This is a genomic window from Allobosea rubneri (assembly GCF_032464875.1).
GTDB lineage: Bacteria > Pseudomonadota > Alphaproteobacteria > Rhizobiales > Beijerinckiaceae > Allobosea > Allobosea rubneri.
The window spans coordinates 1-13,556 of record NZ_JAWDID010000010.1 but is presented as its reverse complement, the minus strand read 5'-3'; the positions used below and the strand labels follow the sequence as shown (position 1 = coordinate 13,556).

Here is a 13,556-nt window from a genome sequence, read left to right as displayed (position 1 = left end):
GCCATGGCGCTGATGCGGGAGAAAGCGAGGGTGGCAGGCAGCGCTGCCGCGGACGGCGCGCGCGCCTTCGTGAGCCTGGACGAACTCCTGCGCCTCAAGCATCGCGCCAGCGGCTTCAGCTTCCTGCCGCGCCAGCCGGTGCACAGCCTCCTCGCCGGGCGCCATGCCTCGCGTTTGCGTGGGCGCGGCCTGAATTTCGAGGAACTGCGCCACTATTTCGAGGGCGACGACACCCGCACCATCGACTGGCTGGCGACGGCGCGGCTCGGCAGCCCGCATGTCCGGGTCTATTCCGAGGAGCGCGACCGGCCGGTGCTGCTGCTGGTCGACCAGCGCAGCTCGATGTTCTTCGGCAGCCGGCGGGCGATGAAATCGGTGGCGGCGGCCGAAGCCGCGGCGCTCGCCGCCTGGCGGGTGACCTCGCTCGGCGACCGGGTCGGCGCCGTCGTCTTCGGCGATAGCGGCCTTGTCACGGTGCGGCCGCAGGCGCGCGATCATGGCGCGGTCCGCGTGCTCTCGGAAGTCGCCCGGCAGAACGCGGCCCTCGCGAGACCGGGCGATCGGGACGCAGGGCCGGGCCGGCTGAACGAGGCCTTGCGGGCGGCAGCCCGGATCGCGACCCATGACTGGTTGATCTGCCTGATCTCGGATGTCGCCGGCGAGAATGAAGAGACGGCGCGGCTCGTCACGCGGCTTTGCGCCCATAACGATGTGCTGGCGATCTTCATCCATGATCCGCTGGAGCAGGATCTGCCCGATATCGGGCCGGCGACCTTCAGTGCGGGCGGTTCCCAGATCGAGATCGATTCATCGGCCGCATCGCTCCGGCGGGAGTTTTCTCGGGAGCGCACCGAGTGGCGTGCGCGACTGGCGCAGCTCTCGCGCAGTCGGGCCATCCCCGTCCTGCCGATCTCGACGGAGCGCGATGCTGGCGAACAGCTGCGGGAACTCATCGGCAAGCGGCGCGCGCAGCAGATGGCGGGCGCGACCGGGCGGAGCGCGCCATGAGCGACCCCGGCGATCTCAACAGGCTCGCCGATCTGGCCCTGCCGCCGCCGGTCTCGTTCTGGCCACCGGCCGCCGGAACCGCGATCGTCGGCTGCGCCATGTTGGCAGCTCTCTTCGCGTTCGGCTGGCGGCGCTGGTCACGCTATCGCGCCGATGCCTATCTGCGCGCCGCGACCGCCGAGCTCGACGGGCTCGGCGCCGCTCCGGTTACGGCGGAAGCCATCTCGGCCGTGCTGAAACGTGCTGCCCTCGTCGCCCATGGCCGGGAGCGGGTCGCCGCTCTGACCGGCCGGGCCTGGGGCGCTTTTCTTGCCGAGACGGCGCCTGGTGATCGGCAGGTCGCGGCCCTCGCTTCGGCGATCGAGGGCGCCGCCACGGCGACGACGGCCCTCGAACCGGCGGCTGCGGCGGAAGCACTCGCACAGGCGAGGTCCTGGCTTCACGGCCAGCGCGGCCGCCTGACCGCGGAGGCCTGACCATGCTCGCCTTCGCTTATCCCTGGCTCGCCTTGCTCGCCCCGCTGCCGTTGATCTGGCTCGGCTTGCCGGCCCATGCGGAGCGTCGCGCCGGCCTACGCGTGCCGTTCTTCGACCAGCTGGCGCGCCTGAGCGGGCAGAAACCATTCGAGGGGGGCGTGGTCGCGCGACGAGGTGCTGCGCGGTTTGCCGTGCTCACCCTGGTCTGGTTGCTCGCGCTGGCGGCGCTGGCGCGGCCGCAATGGATCGACCCGCCGCTGCATCGCGATCTGCCGACGCGCGACCTGCTTCTGCTGGTCGACCTTTCCGGCTCGATGGACACCAAGGACTTCGTCGATCAGTCCGGGCAGACCGTCGACCGGCTGACGGCGGTCAAGCAGGTGCTCGACGATTTCCTCTCGCGCCGGAAAGGCGACCGCGTCGGCGTCGTCGTCTTCGGCGATGCGCCCTTCGCCCTGGTGCCCTTCACCACCGACCTCGAGCTGAGTCGGGCGATGCTGCGCGACACCGCCGTCGGCATGGCCGGCCCGCGCACCGCCTTCGGCGATGCGATCGGTCTCGGCATCGGCCTGTTCGCGCGCAGCACCGTCAAGGCGAGGACGATCATTGCCCTGACCGACGGCAACGATACGGTCAGCAAGGTGCCGCCGGCCGAGGCGGCGCGCGTCGCCAAGGACAAGGGCATCGTCATCCACACCGTCGCGGTCGGCGATCCAACGGCCGCGGGCGAGGACAAGCTCGACGAGGCCGCGCTCAAGGAGGTCGCGAGCACCACCGGCGGCGGTTTCTTCCGGGCGCTCGACCGCGCGCAGCTCGCGCAGATCTACCAGCGCCTCGACGAGATCGAGACGCGCCGGATCGACACGGTCAGCTTCCGGCCACGGCGCGACATCTACTGGATCCCGCTCGCCGGCGGCCTCGTCCTGACGCTGCTCGCGCAGGGGCTGCAGCTGGCATGGCGCCACCGGCGCGACCATGCGTCCGCCCGCGCTCCTGCGATCGTGGAGAGGTCGTCGTGATCGCGGCGCTCGCCCCGTTCCATTTCGAGCGCCCGCTCTGGCTGCTGGCGCTCATCCCCGCGGCGGCGCTCTGGCTCCTCACGCATCGCAGTGCCGACATGCTGGTGAAGTGGCGCCGCGTCATCGACCCGGCCTTGCTGCCGCATCTCGTGGACGGAGAGACCCGGCCGGCGATCGTCTCCCCGGCCAATGCACTCGCGCTGGCTTGGCTGCTGGTGACGATCGCCGTCGCTGGCCCTGCCTGGCAGCGCGAGCCATCGCCCTTCGCGCAGGCGAAGCCGCCGGTCACCATCGTCCTCAAGGTCACGCCGTCCATGCTGACGCAAGATCTCGCGCCGACGAGGCTCGACCGCGCCCGCCAGAAGCTGGCCGACATTCTGGCCGCGCGCGAAGGGGCGGCGGCGAGCCTGATCGCCTATTCCGGCTCGTCCCACCTCGTCCTGCCGCCGACGGCGGACAGCGCGGTCGTGCTCGATCTCGCAAAATCCCTCTCGCCGGAGATCATGCCCCTCGAGGGCGATGATCTCGCCGGGGCGCTGGCGCTGGCAAGGCGGGTGCTCGCAGGTATGGACGACGCCGGCTCGGTGCTGATCATGGCGGATACGGCAACGCCGCAGGCCGCGCCGGGGCACTCCGGCGGCGGGAGCGCGGTGACGATCCTGTCTCTGCTGGCGCCGGGGTCGGAAGCCGGTGGCCTGCCCGAGATCGCCAAGGCCTTGGATGCGACCCTGATCGAGACGACGGTCGATCAGGCCGACGTCACCGAGATCGTGCGGCGGCTCGACCGCGCCGATCAGCTGGGAAGCGTCGCGGGCGAGGGCCAGCACTGGCGCGAGGCCGGCTACTGGCTGACGCCGCTGATCGCACTCCTGGCCCTGCTCTGGTTCAGGCGCGGATGGGTGCTGCCATGAGGCGCAGGCTCGCAAGTTCGCCCTATGCGGTGATCGCGGGCATAGCGGCCCTGGCGCTGCTTTTCGCCTTCCATCGCCTGGGCTGGCAGGCGCTCTGGCTGACGCCGGACCAGCGCGGGCGCGTCCTGATCGACGAGGGCCGGGCGACTGACGCGGCAAAGGCGTTCCGCGACCCGCTCTGGCGCGGCGTCGCGCTGTTTCGGGCCGGCGAATTCAAGGAGGCCGCGCAGGCCTTCGCCGCGCGCGATACGGCAGTGGGCGCGTTCGACCAGGGCAATGCGCTGGTCATGCTCGGCCAGTATGACGACGCCCTGAAGCGCTATGATCGGGCGCTGGCGCTGCGCCCCGGCTGGGAGGCGGCGCTGAACAACCGCGAGATCGCCCGCATTCGCGGCGAGCGCAAGAAGACCGAGGGCGGCGAGACCGGCAACACCGACGACAAGCCCGACGAGGTGGTGTTCGACAAGAACAAGAAGGGCGGCGAGGACACGACGGTCGAGGCCGCCCAGTCGATGTCGGACGAGGCGGTGCGCGCGCTCTGGCTCAAGCGGGTGCAGACCAGGCCTGCCGACTTCCTGCGCGCCAAGTTCGCCTATCAGCTCCAGGCAGCGCCGGCGGAGAAGGCGCCATGAGGTGGCTCGTCGCTCTGTTCGCCCTCGCCATCTTTGGGCCTGCCATGGCGCAGCAGCCGGCGAGCCAACCGCTGGTGCGGACCCGTGTCGCGCCGGCCGAGGGCATCGTGATCGGCCAGCCCGTGCAGCTCAATGTCGACGTGCTGTTCCCGGGCGAGATGCCGCATCCCCCGCTGGTTCGGGTGCCGGAAGCGGCCGGCGCCCAGATTCTGCGCTTCGAAACGCAGGCGACGACGATGCGCGATCGCATCTCCGACCAGGATTATGTCGGCCAGAGCTTCGCGTTCACCGTCTTTCCGCGGCGCGGCGGGCAGATCGCCATCCCGGCGCCCGAGGTGACGCTGCTCGACCGCAGCGGCGACCCGGTGGGCTCGGCCAAGGGCGAGGCGACACGGATCGATGTTGGCGTCCCTGCCGGCCTCGATGTTTCCGGCCCCGTGCTCGCGGCCGACAAGGTGACGGCCAGCGAGAGCTGGACGCCCGATCCCGGCAGTACGCGTTTCAAGGCGGGGGACGCGGTCACCCGGACGATCCGGCGGCAGGCAGCGGGCGTGCCGGCCCTTGGCATGGCCGAATTCCATTTCACGGCGCCCGATGGCGCGCGCGTCTATGTCGACCCGCCGACCGTCGAGGACCGGAGCAATCGCGGCGTCGTCGACGGAGAGCGCGTCGACAAGGCGACCTATGTCTTCGAGCGCGGTGGCAGCTATGTCCTGCCGGACCTGTCCCAGCCCTGGTGGAGCCTCGCCGACAAGCGGGCCCGGGTCGAAAGCCTGCCGGGTCTTACGGTTTCGGTAGCAGCTCCGGCGAGCCATGCTGCCGGCGGAGCGAAAGCGCCGCGTCTCGGGCTGATTGCCGCTGCAGCTGCTGCCGTTGCGCTGATCGTTCTGGCGTCGATCTTCATCCGGCACCGGCTGGTCGCCGCCTGGCATGGCTGGCAGCAGCGCCGGCAGGGTTCGGAAGCCTTCGCACGCCGTGCTCTGGTGCAGGAAGCGCGGATCGGCGATCCGGCCGCGACCTATCGCGCGCTCGGCGTCTGGCTGGAGCGCCTGTCGCCCGGCGAGCGTGGACGGGCGCGTGTCGATCCTAGGCTGGCTCCCTTCATCAGCGAGGTTGAAAGCTCGCTGTTCGGCGGCGGCAGCGGCTGGGAGCCGAAGAAGGGCGAGGAGTTGGCGCAGGCGCTGAGCGCCTTCGCGCAGCAGACTGCACCTCTAGGACCGGCGCGCGCGCCGCTCCCGCCACTCAATCCCGTTTATCCCGCCTGACCCGTTCGTAGGAGGCCCTGATGAGTGGGCTAGACATCTTCGCCTGGATCGTCCTGATCGTGCTGGTCGCCAGCACGGTCTTCGTCATCGTCTTCATGGCGATGTGGCCTGGCATGGTTGCAAGGCGGCGGGGCCATCCCTGGGCCGAGGCGGTGAGCATCGGCGGCTGGGTGACCCTGTTCCTCGGCTTCGTGCTGTGGCCGATCGTGCTGATCTGGGCCTATGTCGACGTGCCACAGCCGGCCGATCGCGCGACCGGGAAGGTGGAGGCGGCCCGATGATCGTCGTCCTGCTGAACGTCTATCTCGCGCTGCTCTTCATCCTGGTGAAGTTGAAAATCGTTCCGTTCAACCTGTTCTGGAAGGTCTCGCCGGTTCTCGTCCTGCTGCTCCTGCTGATCGGCCTGTTCATCCCGATGAACTGGGGCGCGCCGCAGGGGCCTGCGCTCGTCGTCAGGAACTCGGTCGCGATCGTCCCCAGTGTCGCCGGCGAGGTGATCGACGTCCCGGTCCAGGCCAACAGCCCGGTCAAGGCCGGTGACGTGCTGTTCCGCATCGACCCCGTTCCTTTCGAGGCTCAGGTCCAGGCCATCGAGGCACAGCTCAGATTCCAGGAGACCCGTCTCGCCGAGATGACCCAGCTGCAGACGCATGGCACGGGGAGGACCTTCGACGTCGAAGAACGTCAGGCCTCGGTCGATCAGCTGAGGGCGCAGCTCGAAGGCGCCAGATGGAACCTCGACAAGACCACGGTGCGTGCGCCGGCGGATGGCTATGTCACCAATCTGGCCTTGCGCAAGGGGGCTCGGGTCTCAAGTCTGCCCTTGTCGCCCGTCATGGCCTTCATCGACACTTCGGCGACCATCATCGGCGTCGAGATCAACCAGATCGATGCGCGCTATCTCGCCGTGGGCCAGCCCGTCGAGCTGACCTTCAAGCGGACGCCGGGCACCGTCCAGACCGGCAAGGTCGAGAGCGTGCTGCAGGCGATCTCGACCGGGCAGGTGCAGACCTCGGGCCTCGCCGTCTCACCGACGGCAGTGCATGCGGCGCCGTTCATCGTGCGCGTTCGGCTCGACGATCAGGGCTTCGCCAGCGCCTTGCCGGCAGGTGCGGCCGGCGACGCTGCGATCTTCACGGAGCACGTCAAGCCCGCCCATGTCATCCGCAAGGTCCTGCTGCGGCAGATCGCGATCACCAACTACGTCAACCCGTTCTGAGGCGGGTGTCGGTCGGCAACGCTTGCGCTCAGGCGGCGCGGGCGGCCGCCTTCTTCTCCAGGGCGTGCTGCTCCTCGGAAAGGCCGTTGCGCCAGTAGCTTACGATCAGGTGCTGGTCGAGGTTCGGGCGCAGCCGCTGGCGCGCGGCGGCGCGCAGCAGCCGGAACGTGTCGTGCTCCATCGCGGCCCAGACATAGGTCCCCGGTCCGTCCTGCTCCCAGTCCAGGGCCTCGAATTCCTCCAGCAGCTGCGGCGCCGCATCGGCCTTGGCCCGGTCGCGATGTAGCCAGCGGATGGTGACGCCGGCCGGGGCCTCGAGCGCCTGCTGCTCCTGCGCATCCGCGACCTCGATCAAGGCGAGCCCTTGCGCATCGCCGGGCAGGTTCGCCAGCATGCGGGCGACGGCGGGCAGGCCGGTCTCGTCGGCGAGGAAGAGATAGCGTTCGGCTTCGCGCAGGCCGCGCCCGCCGGGGCCCGCCATGCCGATCCGGTCGCCGGCGGCGGCGCGCTCGGCAAAGGCCGAGCCCGGCCCGACATCGCCGTGCAGAACGAAATCGATCGCGAGTGTGCCGGCGGCGGCGTCGATTTCGCGGATCGTGTATTTGCGGACGGCCGGGCGCTGCTCGGCCGGTGGCTGGTTGACGAGCCCATCTTCGCCAACCATCGGCCAGATCGGCTCGGCGAGGCCCGCCGGCGGGATGAACAGGCGCACATGCAGCGCCTCCAGCGAGTCGAAGCGTGCGAGATCCTCGCCGCGGAAGCGGATGCGGCGCATATGCGGCGTCAGCCGCTCGGTTCCGGTCACTGTCAGAATCCGGAAATCGGGCAGGAGCGAGGGGCCGCTGCCATCGCCCTGCCAACTGATCGCGGGCGCGCTGCCGGCAGGCGCGAGTTCGACGACATGGCTCGCGATCGCAAGCTTCATCGCCTGCAGGCCGGCGAGGCTCGGCGCCTCGACACGGGCGAGAAGCTCGCCCGCCATCAGGCGCAGCGCAGCCTCGCTGCCATCGAGGGCGATCAGCGTCGCGCCGTCCCGCTCACTCACCGTCGCATGATGTTCGACGAGGTGCTCGCGGAGCGCCCGCAGCAGGGCGTCGGGGTCAGCGAGGCTGAAGCGCGCTTCGGCACAAAGGATCGTCATGGTCGGAAAACCTTCCTGCTCCTGCGAAGACGGCCGCTCAAGGCCGGATTCTGGCGGTCCCGTCGATCCAGAGCGTGCCGTCGAGCGGAATCGCCGAGAAGCGCGCCTGGATCTCGTTCAGCGTCGCCTGCGGGTCGAGATCGGCGAAGCGCTCGGGATGGATCCATTTCGCCAGCGCCTCGATCGCCACGATGTGCAGCGGGGTGTCGTTGAAAAGCTGCCAGAGGCCATAGGCCCGGCCGTTGCGGACGGCGCTGAGCGCGCTGATGCCGGGGCTGGCAATGAGGGTGGCGAAGCTGCGCGCGCCTTCCTCCGGCGAGACGCCGAGCCCGAGCACGAGCCCGCCCCGACGGGCGAGATGCACGCCGCCCGTTGCGACATAGACCGCGGGGTCGGCGGCGAGCAGTTGCTCGAGGCTGATCTGGCCGGTGGCGCCTGGCAGGATGGAAGCTGCAATGTTGCGGCCGCCGGCGAGCGTGATGAAGTCATCGAAGGTGCCCTTGCCGGGCGACTGGCAGCAGTCGAAGCCGCCGGCATGGGCATGCATGAAGACGCTCGGCCGCTCGATGCCGCGAACGCGGCTGGCCAGCCGTTCGCGGCGCTCCTCATAGAAGCGGATATAGGCCTCGGCCTGCTCCTCGCGGCCGATCAGCTTGCCGAGCACGCGCAGGCTCGGCACCGTGTCGCGCAGCGGCTGCAGGTAGAAGTCGACCACGGCGACGGTGATGCCGGCCGCCTCGAAACGCGAGACCAGATCGCCGGGGCCGTGCCGCGAGCCGGCCAGCGACTGGCTGAGGATGACGAGATCGGGCGCCAGCGAGACGGCTTTCTCGAAGGAGAAGCCGTCCTGCGTGCCGCCATCGCCGACCGTCGGCAGGGTCTCGATCGCCGGGAATTTCGCGGCATAGCGGGCATAGGCGTCCGGGTTCTGGCGCTTATGGTCGCTGCCCCAGCCGGCGAGCAGGCTGATCGGATCGGGATGCAGGAGGCCGAGCCCGTTAAGCTGGCGTCCCTGGGCGAGCACGATGCGTTTCGCCGGCCCCGGCAGCGCCACCGTGCGCCCGGCGAGGTCCGTCACCGTCACCGGCTGAGCCGCCGCCGGGGTGGCGATCATGCCAAGCGCGAGAAGGGGAGCGACGAGCCTCGTCGCGATCCGTGTCAGCCGGGCGATCATCGGGCGCTATCCCCTCGAACGGATGGCTCGGCGAGCGTGAAGGCCACGGCGCGCGAGAGCATGGCGGGAATGACGGAGACATGGTTCTCGCCGGTGAAGACGACATGCTCGCAGTCGAGCCGGCCGGAGGCGGCGAGGCTGTTTGCCATCTCGGCGGCATTCTCGACCATGCGGGCCTTCTCCAGCCGGGTCGCGCGGTCGGGGAACCGGAGTGGATCGGTCTTCTGTTCTTCGCCGCCGACGGTGATCAACAGCCTTGGCCGCAGGATCGGCGCCGGGCTGCGCAGGAACTGCGCCCGAGCGGCGAGGATGGCGCGCTCGTTCCACCAGATCGAAGGGCTGCCCGCGACGAGGCTGCGGAACAGCCCCGGCCTGTTGAACAGGGCGTGCAGGGTGAAAAGCCCGCCGAAGGAATGTCCGGCGAGCGCGAGCCGCGCCCGATCGATCGGCGCGAGATCTGCCACCATCGGGAGCAATTGCGTCTCGATCAGATCGAGGAAGCGGTCGGCACCGCCGACGTCCGGCAGCAGGTCCTGCCGCCGCCGCTCGGCATCGAACGGGGCTGCGCCGGGATAGCCGATCCCGACGATCACCGCCGGGCCAACGCCGCTCACTTCGGGCCGGCCACCCTGCAGGCGGGCGTTGGTCAACGCCGTCGCGAACAGCGCGTCGCCATCGACCAGCACCAGGACCGGGAAGCCTGCGGCGGGGGGCGCCTCGGGAGGCACCGCGACCAACAGGCGATAGGGCAGCCCTTGCGCCGAGTGGATCTCGAACTGGCGTGCATGCGGCAGCGCGACCGCGGTGCCGGGCGAAAGCTCGCCCGGGCTGTTGCTGGCGGATGCCGTGCGCACGCCGTCCGTCCTCACCAGCGATAGGACAGCGTCGCCAGCACCGTCCTGCGCAGGCCGAAGGAGCACTGCACGGCGCCGTAGCAGCCGGCAACATACTCCTTGTCGAACAGGTTCTGGGCGTTGACCTGGATCTTCCAGCCCTTCATCGCGGCATTGGCGGCGCTGAGATCGTAGCTGATCGCGGCATCGACCAGGGCGTAGTCGTCGGTGAAGAAGGTATTCCCGGGATCGCCCGCGCCCTTGCCGACATAGCGCACGCCGGCGCCGAGCCCGAGGCCGGAGAACAGGCCGGTCTTGAAGGTGTAGTGCGCCCAGAGCGAGGCCATGTGGCGCGGCACGACCGGCGGCCGCTTGCCGAGATCGGCGCCGTTGCTCTTGGTCACCTCGGCGTCGGTATAGGCATAGGCGGCGACGAGATCGAGATTCTCGAGCACCGTGGCGCGCGCCTCGAATTCGAAGCCGCGAGCCCGGATCTCGCCGGTCTGGATCTGGAACCCGACATTGTTCAGGTCGGCGGTCGGAACATTGGTCTGAGTCAGGTCGTAGAGCGCCGCCTGGAAGAAGGCGTTGTAGCCGGGCGGTTCGTATTTCAGGCCGACTTCGAACTGCTCGCCCTCGCTCGGCTTGAACGGGCTGCCGCCGAAGCTCGTTCCCGCCATCGGCTCGAACGAGGTCGAATAGCTCGCATAGGGCGCAAAGCCATTGTCGAAATTGTACATCAGCGCGACGCGCCCGGTATTGGCGGTGTCGTCCTGCTTGGTGAGGGCGCCGTTGGTCATGTTGCGCGTCCGGGCCATGGCGCGGTCGAAGCGGCCGCCGACCAGGAGCGAGAGCCGGTCGAGCTTGATCTGGTCCTGCAGATAGACGCCGTACTGCTCGGTCAGCTGCGTCGTGCCGGGAATGGCCGGGACCGCGAAGGGCCGGCGGCCATAGACCGGGACGAAGGCGTCGAGCGGCTGCACGACGCCGCCGGCGCCTGTGAAGGCGGTGCCGTCCACCCAGTAGCCGTCGACACCGAACAGCAGCTTGTGCGTCAGCGGGCCGGTGCGGAAATCGGCCTGGAGCTGGTTGTCGACGCCGAAGGTCTGGGCCTTCTCGTTCGAGGCGGTGACGCGCCGGTTGAGGGTGCGCTGGTTGGCAGCGAGCGAGGCGACGGCGACGGTGCGGTTGCGCGATTCGAGGTCGCTGTAGCGCAGGTTCTGGCGGAAGGTGAAGACGTCGTTGAAGCGGTGCTCGAAGGCATAGCCGAGGTTGAGCGCGTTGCGGCTGTAGCCCTCATAGTCCGGCTCGCCCGGGAAGAGATTGCTGCGGATGCGCCCGTTCCGGTTCGGCAATGCCGTGCCGACCGAGGGGATGAAGCCGTAGAAGCCGGTTTCGGGGTCGCGCTGGAACGAGGTCAGCAGGGTCAGGCTGGTCGCTGCATTCGGCTGGAAGGTCAGCGACGGCGCGATGTAGAGCCGCTCTTCCTTGGTGAAGTCGACCTGCGTGTCGGCGGCGCGTCCGAGGCCGACGAGGCGGTAGAGGATCGTCTTGTCCTCCGTCACCGGCCCGCCGATGTCGAAGGCGAGCTGGCGGCGCTGATAGCTGCCGACCTGGACCTGGACCTCGACATGCGCCTGCTCCTGCGGGCGCTTGCTGACCATGTTGATCAGGCCGCCCGGCTTGACCTGGCCGAAGGTCACCGAGGACGGACCGCGCAGCACCTCGACTCGCTCCAGCCCCCAGGGCTCGGCGATCGGCACGAGGAAGTTGACGCCGCGCTGCAGGCGCAGGCCATCGAGATTGTTGATGAAGCCGGCGCTGCCGCCGCTGCCGCCGAATCCGCGGATGAAGACGCTGTCGTAACGTCCTGAGGAGAGTCGGGTTTCACCCAGAACGCTCGCGCTGTAGCGCAGCGCCTGGCTGACGCTCTGCACGCCCTGGTCGTCCATCTGCGCGCGCGGCACGACGCTGACCGATTGCGGCGTCTCGATCAGCGGCGTGTCGGTTTTGGTCGCGGTCGCGCTGCGCCGCGCGACATAGCCGTCGACCGGCCCGTTCGCCCGTTCGCCCTGGACCTCGATCGTGTCGAGGCCGATCGCCGGCGCGTTCTGGGCCTGGCCGGAGCCCGACCAGCCGACGATGATTGCCGCGAGCGCGACCGAGGCCTTGGCCGCAGTGCGATTGCCGATGATGAAGTTCATGAACCCGACCTTTGCCCCGCCACCTTGCGGTGGATTACCCGTGCGGGTTGTTTCAGGAACGCCGCACTGGGGGCAACGAAGTCGGCTTTCGATCGCGGCAGTAATTCTTTCGCTGCAGTTTCGAACCGCTTCAACGAGAGAAAACGAGGCGCGGAACCGCCGGCGATCAACGCAAGGCGCTCGGCGAAATGCCGAAACGCTTGCGGAAGGCGCTCGAGAAATGCGCCGGGCTGTAGCCGACGCGGAAGGCGGCGACGGCGATGCTGGCCTCGCCGCTGGCGATCAGTTCATGCGCCTGCTGGAGCCGATATTCCTGCAGGTAGCCGAAGACGCTGGTGCCGAACTGGGCACGGAAGGCCGAGGTCAGCTTGCTCGGATTGAGGCCGGTGCGACGCGCCAGCTCCGAGAGGCTCGGCGGTTCCTGCAGGGATTGCTCCAGGATCTCGCGCACCGCCTGGATCTGCTCGCGCGTGCGCGCATCGAGCTTCGCCGGCCGAACCGGCCGCTCGCCGATGATCTCGTTGACGGCGAGCGCCCCGAGTTCGAGCGCCTTGCCGGCGAGATAGAAGCTGCGGAGCGAGTCGCCGACGCGGCATTCCGCCATTTGAAGCGCAAGAGCGCGCAGTTCGGCGCTCGCTGGGCGGACCCAGAGGCCGGCATCGTCAGGGCCGGACAGCAGCAAAAGTCGCGAGAGTTCGGCGCCGAATTCACGCGCGACGAAGTCCAGCTCGAACTGCATCAGCGCGCAGCGTACCGCGCCGCCCGTCAGGCCGGTGCGCTGCTGAATATGCTCGCCGCCATTGGCGGCGACGAGCAGGGCTGGGCCTTCGATCATCACCGGCGGCCGGTCGTCGAGCTCCAGCGTCTGGCGCCCGTCCAGCATCACGCCGACCTTGAGCCCCGAGCGCATCGGGCCGGTCACGCTTTCGCCTTCGGCGATGAAGAAGGTTCCGGCCTTGAGCGAAAGGCTGTCCGAAAACAGCTTCAGCATTCCGCCGGACGAAGGTTCGGAAACAGGACCAAGTGACATCACGACCTCGGGGAGATAGGTCGGTGATACCCGGTGCAGGATAAAATGTAAAATAAATCAGTAGTTTAGATGGTTTCCAAGCTTGTCGGCGAGAAAGCCGTCAAGCTTCCGGGATCCACGGCTTCATCCGCAGGATGTTGCCGCCGAGCTGGGAGAAGGCGCGCTGACGGCAGGAGAAGACGATGATCTGCTGGTCGCTTGCCTGGCGGTGGAGGGCATCGAACATCCGCTCGATGCGGTCGTCGTCGGAATAGACCAGCGCGTCGTCGAGAATGACCGGCGCCGGCTGGCCGTCCTTGGCGAGCAGCCGGGCGAAGGCGAGGCGGGTGAGCACGGCGAGTTGTTCGCGCATGCCGCCGCTGAGCACGCCGACCGGCTCCTCGAGGCCGTTGCGGCGGACCGTGCGCGGCAGCAGGGTTTCCTCGTCGAAGGTGACCGAGGCATCCTCGAAGAGCAGCCCGAGCAGGGGCTTCAATTCGGCCATCACCGGGCGGAAGTAGTGGTCGCGCGCCGTGGTCCGGGCCGCTTCCAGTGCGTCGCGCAGGCGCGAGAGGAGGGCGACCTCTCGCTCCAGCCCGGCGCGGCGCTTCTCGGCCGCCGTCAGCTTCTCGCTGGTCTCCTGCCAGGCCTCCTCGACGGCGGCA

At 69.1% G+C, this 13,556-nt stretch carries 14 protein-coding genes; 8 read left to right on the top strand and 6 right to left on the bottom strand.

Features of this window, described 5'->3' with window-relative positions:
• Nucleotides 1–30 precede the first annotated feature (30 nt).
• From RKE40_RS08860 to RKE40_RS08825, 8 genes are read left to right on the top strand one after another with little or no spacing between them, the layout of a single operon-like run.
• Nucleotides 31–1,008, top strand: coding sequence for a DUF58 domain-containing protein (locus RKE40_RS08860; RefSeq protein WP_316017870.1), 978 nt, complete (start codon nucleotides 31–33; stop codon nucleotides 1,006–1,008).
• Complete coding sequence (locus RKE40_RS08855; RefSeq protein WP_316017869.1) at nucleotides 1,005–1,484, top strand: DUF4381 domain-containing protein; 480 nt, start codon at nucleotides 1,005–1,007, stop codon at nucleotides 1,482–1,484. The genes RKE40_RS08860 and RKE40_RS08855 overlap by 4 nt, the downstream gene beginning before the upstream one ends.
• A gap of 2 nt (nucleotides 1,485–1,486) precedes the next feature.
• Nucleotides 1,487–2,503, top strand: a complete 1,017-nt coding sequence (locus tag RKE40_RS08850) for a VWA domain-containing protein (RefSeq protein WP_316017868.1) — start codon at nucleotides 1,487–1,489, stop codon at nucleotides 2,501–2,503.
• A complete protein-coding gene (locus tag RKE40_RS08845; protein WP_316017867.1) occupies nucleotides 2,500–3,414 on the top strand; it encodes a VWA domain-containing protein in 915 nt (304 codons plus the stop codon). Before RKE40_RS08850 ends, RKE40_RS08845 begins: the two co-directional genes overlap by 4 nt.
• Nucleotides 3,411–4,046, top strand: coding sequence for a tetratricopeptide repeat protein (locus tag RKE40_RS08840; RefSeq protein ID WP_316017866.1), 636 nt, complete (start codon nucleotides 3,411–3,413; stop codon nucleotides 4,044–4,046). Before RKE40_RS08845 ends, RKE40_RS08840 begins: the two co-directional genes overlap by 4 nt.
• A complete protein-coding gene (locus tag RKE40_RS08835) occupies nucleotides 4,043–5,311 on the top strand; it encodes a hypothetical protein (RefSeq protein WP_316017865.1) in 1,269 nt (422 codons plus the stop codon). The genes RKE40_RS08840 and RKE40_RS08835 overlap by 4 nt, the downstream gene beginning before the upstream one ends.
• Before the next feature lie 20 nt (nucleotides 5,312–5,331).
• Nucleotides 5,332–5,592 (top strand): DUF3302 domain-containing protein, encoded by a 261-nt coding sequence (locus RKE40_RS08830; protein ID WP_316017864.1) that lies wholly within the window; start codon nucleotides 5,332–5,334, stop codon nucleotides 5,590–5,592.
• Nucleotides 5,589–6,530: an HlyD family secretion protein gene (locus RKE40_RS08825; RefSeq protein WP_316017863.1), complete on the top strand. Its 942-nt coding sequence runs from the start codon at nucleotides 5,589–5,591 to the stop codon at nucleotides 6,528–6,530. The genes RKE40_RS08830 and RKE40_RS08825 overlap by 4 nt, the downstream gene beginning before the upstream one ends.
• A 28-nt stretch (nucleotides 6,531–6,558) precedes the next feature.
• Here RKE40_RS08825 and RKE40_RS08820 read toward each other — a convergent pair whose 3' ends face one another.
• From RKE40_RS08820 to RKE40_RS08795, 6 genes are all read right to left on the bottom strand, one after another.
• Nucleotides 6,559–7,671, bottom strand: a complete 1,113-nt coding sequence (locus RKE40_RS08820; protein WP_316017862.1) for a DUF2218 domain-containing protein — start codon at nucleotides 7,669–7,671, stop codon at nucleotides 6,559–6,561.
• 37 nt (nucleotides 7,672–7,708) lie between these two features.
• On the bottom strand, nucleotides 7,709–8,845 hold the full coding sequence (locus tag RKE40_RS08815) for an ABC transporter substrate-binding protein (RefSeq protein WP_316017861.1): 1,137 nt from the start codon (nucleotides 8,843–8,845) through the stop codon (nucleotides 7,709–7,711).
• Nucleotides 8,842–9,699: an alpha/beta hydrolase gene (locus RKE40_RS08810; RefSeq protein WP_316017860.1), complete on the bottom strand. Its 858-nt coding sequence runs from the start codon at nucleotides 9,697–9,699 to the stop codon at nucleotides 8,842–8,844. Before RKE40_RS08810 ends, RKE40_RS08815 begins: the two co-directional genes overlap by 4 nt.
• An 11-nt stretch (nucleotides 9,700–9,710) precedes the next feature.
• Entirely contained in the window at nucleotides 9,711–11,882 is a 2,172-nt protein-coding gene (locus RKE40_RS08805; RefSeq protein WP_316017859.1) for a TonB-dependent siderophore receptor, read from the bottom strand.
• Nucleotides 11,883–12,048: 166 nt separating this feature from the next.
• On the bottom strand, nucleotides 12,049–12,912 hold the full coding sequence (locus RKE40_RS08800; protein ID WP_316017858.1) for a helix-turn-helix transcriptional regulator: 864 nt from the start codon (nucleotides 12,910–12,912) through the stop codon (nucleotides 12,049–12,051).
• A gap of 100 nt (nucleotides 12,913–13,012) precedes the next feature.
• Nucleotides 13,013–13,556: ATP-binding protein (locus RKE40_RS08795; RefSeq protein WP_390893293.1), on the bottom strand; the 544-nt coding region annotated here is incomplete at its 5' end.

Excerpts from the sequence above, each read along its gene's own strand:
- RKE40_RS08855 (WP_316017869.1), top strand. The coding sequence starts at position 1,005 with ATGAGCGACCCCGGCGATCTCAACAGGCTCGCCGATCTGGCCCTGCCG.
- RKE40_RS08850 (WP_316017868.1), top strand. The coding sequence starts at position 1,487 with ATGCTCGCCTTCGCTTATCCCTGGCTCGCCTTGCTCGCCCCGCTGCCG.
- RKE40_RS08840 (WP_316017866.1), top strand. The coding sequence starts at position 3,411 with ATGAGGCGCAGGCTCGCAAGTTCGCCCTATGCGGTGATCGCGGGCATA.
- RKE40_RS08835 (WP_316017865.1), top strand. The coding sequence starts at position 4,043 with ATGAGGTGGCTCGTCGCTCTGTTCGCCCTCGCCATCTTTGGGCCTGCC.
- RKE40_RS08830 (WP_316017864.1), top strand. The coding sequence starts at position 5,332 with ATGAGTGGGCTAGACATCTTCGCCTGGATCGTCCTGATCGTGCTGGTC.
- RKE40_RS08825 (WP_316017863.1), top strand. The coding sequence starts at position 5,589 with ATGATCGTCGTCCTGCTGAACGTCTATCTCGCGCTGCTCTTCATCCTG.
- RKE40_RS08820 (WP_316017862.1), bottom strand. The coding sequence starts at position 7,671 with ATGACGATCCTTTGTGCCGAAGCGCGCTTCAGCCTCGCTGACCCCGAC.
- RKE40_RS08815 (WP_316017861.1), bottom strand. The coding sequence starts at position 8,845 with ATGATCGCCCGGCTGACACGGATCGCGACGAGGCTCGTCGCTCCCCTT.
- RKE40_RS08805 (WP_316017859.1), bottom strand. The coding sequence starts at position 11,882 with ATGAACTTCATCATCGGCAATCGCACTGCGGCCAAGGCCTCGGTCGCG.
- RKE40_RS08800 (WP_316017858.1), bottom strand. The coding sequence starts at position 12,912 with ATGTCACTTGGTCCTGTTTCCGAACCTTCGTCCGGCGGAATGCTGAAG.